Source organism: Thermogemmatispora sp., from assembly GCF_019683635.1.
GTDB lineage: Bacteria > Chloroflexota > Ktedonobacteria > Ktedonobacterales > Ktedonobacteraceae > Thermogemmatispora.
On sequence record NZ_JADGIA010000278.1, the window covers coordinates 1 to 5288 of the forward strand.

General features: G+C 58.3%; 4 protein-coding genes and 1 pseudogene. 1 reads left to right on the forward strand and 4 read right to left on the reverse strand.

Annotation, left to right across the window (positions count from 1 at the left end):
- Window positions 1–813 (forward strand): annotated as a pseudogene (locus IRZ31_RS19925) (hypothetical protein); the annotation flags it as partial.
- A 172-nt stretch (window positions 814–985) separates the two neighbouring features.
- Here IRZ31_RS19925 and IRZ31_RS19930 read toward each other — a convergent pair.
- The 4 genes from IRZ31_RS19930 to IRZ31_RS19945 all read right to left on the reverse strand — a co-directional run bounded on the left by IRZ31_RS19930 (window position 986) and on the right by IRZ31_RS19945 (window position 5089).
- Window positions 986–1939: a dihydrodipicolinate synthase family protein gene (locus IRZ31_RS19930; protein ID WP_297157058.1), complete on the reverse strand. Its 954-nt coding sequence runs from the start codon at window positions 1937–1939 to the stop codon at window positions 986–988.
- Between the two features lie 110 nt (window positions 1940–2049).
- Window positions 2050–2979 (reverse strand): J domain-containing protein, encoded by a 930-nt coding sequence (locus IRZ31_RS19935; RefSeq protein WP_297157061.1) that lies wholly within the window; start codon window positions 2977–2979, stop codon window positions 2050–2052.
- Between the two features lie 293 nt (window positions 2980–3272).
- A complete protein-coding gene (locus IRZ31_RS19940; RefSeq protein WP_297157064.1) occupies window positions 3273–4388 on the reverse strand; it encodes a hypothetical protein in 1116 nt (371 codons plus the stop codon).
- Window positions 4389–4582: 194 nt separating this feature from the next.
- Window positions 4583–5089, reverse strand: coding sequence for a hypothetical protein (locus tag IRZ31_RS19945; RefSeq protein WP_297157067.1), 507 nt, complete (start codon window positions 5087–5089; stop codon window positions 4583–4585).
- Window positions 5090–5288 lie beyond the last annotated feature (199 nt).

Below are 5288 nucleotides of genomic sequence, written 5' to 3' on the forward strand. Positions count from 1 at the left end.
CCCTATGACCCTACTGTGGCCGCTACTCCACCCCAGGGGACTCCCCTTCCTCCCCCTCCGCCGCCGGCTACTCACTACGGCCCCCAGGGAGGTTCTTCCTATGGCTCGCCAAACATACCTACCGATCCCTACAGCTCTCCCCCTGTCGGGCCCTATGCACCCAGCGGCCCAGGCCCCTACGGCCCACCTCCTACCCCACCACGCAAGAGCAACCTTGGCAAGGTGCTGCTCATCGTCGGCGCGGTGCTGCTGGTCATCGTCGCTGCCTGCTGTGGCACTTTCTTCATTATAGCCCGTAATGCTTCTAATAATGTAGTTAGTAGCCTTAACGCGACTGCAACCGCTATCGCTGCTACAGCTTCGGCAGAGGAGAGCACAGCCAGTAGCTCGCTGACCCCAACAACCACCGTGGCTCCTACCACCTCTAACCAGCAAGGTCCCTCACCATCCGGTTCGCCCATTGCTCCCTCGGCCAGCGCCATCGTCACTAAAGTACAGATGGCCGATCAGGTGAACGATGTGACGCCAACCCATCTAGCCTCAACCTTTAAAACGCACCAAACCATTTATGCAACTTTCCAAATAAAGAGTGGCAACAGCGGCTATATGGTGGCCAAATGGTATCTTAATGATGTACATGCCTTTGATAATAAAATATTGCAAGTGAAATCAAGCTACGACGCAGGCTACTTCGCCGGCTATTACAACCTGGCCGGTCAGGGAGCAGTCGAGATCTACTGGTGCACGACCTCTGACTGCAGCGACGCTCAACTCGCCCAGGTGGCCACCTTCACTGTCGAGGAGAGCAGCTAGCTCTGGCACTGAAGGGCATGGGCCGCTACTCCGATCGATCTGCCAAGTGGAGTAGCGCATCCCACGCCCGTGAGACTCGCAGCTCTCGCCGCTCTGTCCGGCCAATCAGTGGCAGCGGAGGAGCGTACGCTCACGGCGCCGCTCCTCCGCCTGAGCCTGGAGAGGAGGATGGCTAGTCGTTGGATAGGCCTTCGCCGACAAAAGGAGCCAGGGCGGCCCTCAGCTGGGCGAGTTCCTGCTCGTCCAGAGGCAAGACCGGCGAGCGTGGCAGGCCTCCATAGCCTCTGAGAAGCTGCAGGGCGGCCTTAAGCCCGGCTACACTATAGGTTGTGGTCAGTAGGGTATTGAGTGCTACCAGGCGCGCTTGTAGGCGGCGCGCTTCTTCGAGACAGCCGGAAGCGAAAAGAGTCTGGACACGACAAACCTGCTGTGGCAGAACGTTGGCCAGGGCAGGTACTCCTCCCCGCGCTCCGACCGCCAGCGCCGGTAGCAGGAAGCCAGCGCTGCCAGCTAGCACAGCGAAATCGGGGCGGCTGGCATCCAGCTGGCCAACGATCTGAGCCAGCTTGGCAATATTGCCAGCGCTATCTTTGAGGCCGATGATATTGGGATGCTCCTCGGCCAGACGGCAAATCAGCGACGCCTCCATATCCAGACCTGCCGTATTGGCCGGCATATTGTAAATCACGACGGGCAGGGGAGAATAGTTAGCGACTGCCCGATAATGCGCCAGCAGCGCCGCTCCAGTCATCCGCCCTCGGAAATAGAAGGGAGGTAGCACCAGCACAGCATCGGCCCCCGCCCGAGCCGCTCGCTCACAGCCAGCGATGGTAGCCCGCGTTGACTGCTCACCACAGCCGGCGAGCAACTGGAGCCGGGAATGTGTCATCTCTTTTGGGTGGGCCAGCTGGTCAATGACTTGACGTGCCGTGCGAATGACCAGTTCGCGCTCCTCGCTGGCCAAATGGGGCGCTTCTCCGTTCGAGCCAAGGACCACATAACCGGCGATATCGCTCTCGGCCAGCCAGCGAAGGTGGTTCTCCAGCGTCGCCAGGTCAAGCTCCTCGTCAGGAGTGAAAAACGTCGGAACCGGTGGATAAATCCCCTCTAAAGGCAAGGCAGACATGTCTCTTCTTTCCCTCTGCTAGGCCATACACTTCTGGCCGAATCCCTTGGGCGGCGGGGAGGAAGAAGCCCGGAGCGCACGGCGACCAGCGCCAGGCCGGCCTCCCTCCCTTAATGGATGAGAGTGGTCAGAGCCATGAAGCTCAGTGCCGCAACCACTGCGAGAAGGAAGACCAGCGCCAGAAGAAAAGAGAGACCACGCCGTCGCGCTGCCGCTGCGCGCTCCCGCTCAAGACGCGCATCCTCAGCAGGACACCAGTGAGGGCGCGCGCAATAAGGGCAGAGCGGAAAAAGCTCGTAGGGTTGACAGAGCCTGCCCCCACCGTAGCGATAGCCGCCGATCTCATAGCGAATCTGCTCACTCTCGAAGACAGCCCGACAGTGAACACAGCGCAACAGCAGATATTCCGCCCAGTCATAAGCCTGACAACGAGGACAGGCCACCCTCTGAGCTGGAGCCGATACTACTCCCGTGGGAGCAGACCAGCGATGGTGGCAGCGATGACAGTAGCAAACATCACCCTCTGGTGCCCCCACAGCCGTCGAGAGGCGCAAGTGGATCACTCCATCTTTGCGAGCCTGGCCACCGCTGACGCTGCCGCGCAGCAGCCCCTGCTCTCTCAAGGTGGCCGCCTGCTCAGCGTCGAGACTATAGATGATCTGGCCTAGATAGATGGTCGCCGGGCCATCCAGCGCGGGGAAATCATAATAGCGTTGGCGATCGCGACGGGCCTGCGGGGAAACCTCAGCTTTAGCCGCTTTAGCAGAGCTGGGGCCCTCATCCCCCGCATGTGGGGAGTGATCGGCTCTTGCCAGGCCAAGCTGTTGCCGGCGACGCTCATCGTAGGCTCGTCTTAGTTCAGCATCGCTGAGCGTCTGATAGGCCTCCAGAATCAGACGCATGCGCTCCTCAGCATCCTCGCCCTTATAGACATCAGGATGATAGCGAAGCGCCAACTTTTTGAAAGCAGCCTTGATCTCAGCGGGAGAGGCGCCGGCCTCTATCCCCAACACAGCATAGTAGTCGACAAAAGAACTCATCGGGTGCCCATCTCAGCATCCAGCTCGTGGAGCATGCCGCCCGGTTTTTTACTAACGGTACGTATGATACCACAGAGAAGATACGCATGAGCCATGCCTTTGTTTCAGTTCCAGGAGGCCGACCTGGCCCAGCGAGGATCTGAGCGCAGTTGCGTCCAACGAGCATCAGCCGTGGCAGGGGCAATCAAGCCGGTCTTCATGCTGCTTCAGGTGGCACCGGACCCAGCGACGCAAAGAGATAGCAGGCAAGGAGCTGGAGGAGAATCCAGCCCTGGTCAGGTGACAGGCTGCCTTCAGAAGTGCTCGTCACCGGTGTTCCACATCGGCTTCCTGGGATCGTCGGGCGAAAACTGCGAGAGAGGGGACGAGATTCCCCGCGGGCGTCCCTCATCCTCGCGCAGCTGCTGAAGGGCCAGCACGGCCTCTCGCAAGCGTCTGTTCTCCTCGCGCAGCTGATAGAGGCCCTGCTTCATCTTCTGTAGTTCAGCAGAGTCTTGATGCAAGCGTTGCATGCGAGCTAGCAAGTTATTGAGTGAACCAGAGATCTGCCAGAGTACATTGTCGCCTGTTAGCGGAACGCGAGCGCTGTAGTCACCATTGGCCACCCGGGTATGGGTCTCCACGATTTTCTGAATACTGTTTTCCAGCTGCTCCTTCTGCCGGGCAGCGGCCTCAGCCTGCAAAGCCAGGTCATGCTCCAGACGAGCAATCTCTTCCGCGCGGTCAGCACGTGCCAGAGCGTGTACTGTGCTGCTAACCCAGACATAGGCCACGACTGAGATGATCATCTGGCTGATGAGGATAGGGCTGATGATGCCGGTGAAGTTGATTTGAAGCATACCCATCAGCTCGGGCGTTTGGGGGAGCTGAGTCAGAGCAAAGAAGGTAAAGAGACAGTCGATCAGAGCGACTACGAAAACCCACCAGGGGGCCAGGAAAGAGACTGCACAGACCAATGGGAGGATCAGCATGCCAAAAACTGGCAGATCCATCATGTTAATGCCGCCAGGGGTGGTTACAATATCGGCGATAGGGAAGAACATAAAGGTCAAAACCACAACGAAGCCGGCAGCATTGACAAAGCCAAGACGATTCAAGATCGTCGCGATAACCAGCATAAAGAAACAGACGATGACGATGGGCACCAGGTAGAAATTGGTGCCGAGAAAGCCGGCAGGAAGAGCCACAATGAGCAGGAGGTAAAGGGCAGGCAGGATCTGACTGCCAGTCCGCCCGCGCCGGAAGAGTTCGCGACGTTGGAAGGAGGCCGAGGCTGGCGGCACCGCGGGGGAGGCCAGCCGGTACCACCAACGCAGCCAGCGGTTCTCACGGTGGTCGGAGGCCAGATAACTGGGCACTTCCGCATCAGTACTCTGGGTATCGAGATCAGCAATGGTGATCCTTTTCATAGGGAAGCCTTTCCTTCCTTGTTTTCGCAAGACAGGTAGAACTGAATAGCTGGGCAACCAGCCAGGAAATATGCATTGGGAAAGAAAAGCGCATTAGACACCTTTCTCCCAGAAAGCTCTCTCTGCTTAGGAAGCTGCGCCTTTGTGCCTGGCAGTGTCAGCTCAGCTGATCGCGAAACCTCCCTCTCACGGCGCTACATGCGGATCACGCCGATCGCCTGGAGATCGCGCAGAACAGCACGCACCGCCTCGGGAGAGGTCGAGAGAATCTCAGCGATTTTCTCGACAGAACGGGTTCCGTCAGCCAGAGCAAAGACCATGCGATGCATGCGCGACCAGCCAACCATCTGCCACTGTTCTAGATGCAGCAGGCGCTGCGGGAAAGCTAAGGGCCCTGTGGGCGTGTTTCTCACCTGCCCAGGCACAGCCTGCGACTCAATGGGAACTTCCTCTTGAGGGATAAAAGTCCAGTCGAGCTTTCCCAGGCGTGCAAGCTTTGGCGAAGCATCTTCCTCTTTCAGGCGCCGCCCACTCTTGCCGACGAAGAAGCAGGAAACAATCTGCCCTGCACGTAGAATGATCTCAACACGGCATGGCTCCGGCATCCCCGGGACTCCCAAGGGGAGATCGGCATAGAGGAGTCCGGTTTTGCGATGTTCGCGCATGACCTGTTTCATTGTCTCAAAGTCCAGGCGATACATCGATCAAGGCTCTTCCTGTTGCAAACAAGGAGCCAGGAGCCTGGCACAATCAGGCTCCTGACCTTCTTCGATTCACAGAGCTCCACAATTCGGGGAAAGACGGTAACCGCTTCCTGGTGCTGCTTATAGGGTTCTTCCCACAGAGCCGACTCCTCGCTTAGTTATTTTAACAGATGATGCCATCCTCAAATATTAAGAT

Coding starts and splice junctions, on each gene's coding strand:
- IRZ31_RS19930 (WP_297157058.1), bottom strand. CDS start 1,939: ATGTCTGCCTTGCCTTTAGAGGGGATTTATCCACCGGTTCCGACGTTT.
- IRZ31_RS19940 (WP_297157064.1), bottom strand. CDS start 4,388: ATGAAAAGGATCACCATTGCTGATCTCGATACCCAGAGTACTGATGCG.
- IRZ31_RS19935 (WP_297157061.1), bottom strand. CDS start 2,979: ATGAGTTCTTTTGTCGACTACTATGCTGTGTTGGGGATAGAGGCCGGC.
- IRZ31_RS19945 (WP_297157067.1), bottom strand. CDS start 5,089: ATGTATCGCCTGGACTTTGAGACAATGAAACAGGTCATGCGCGAACAT.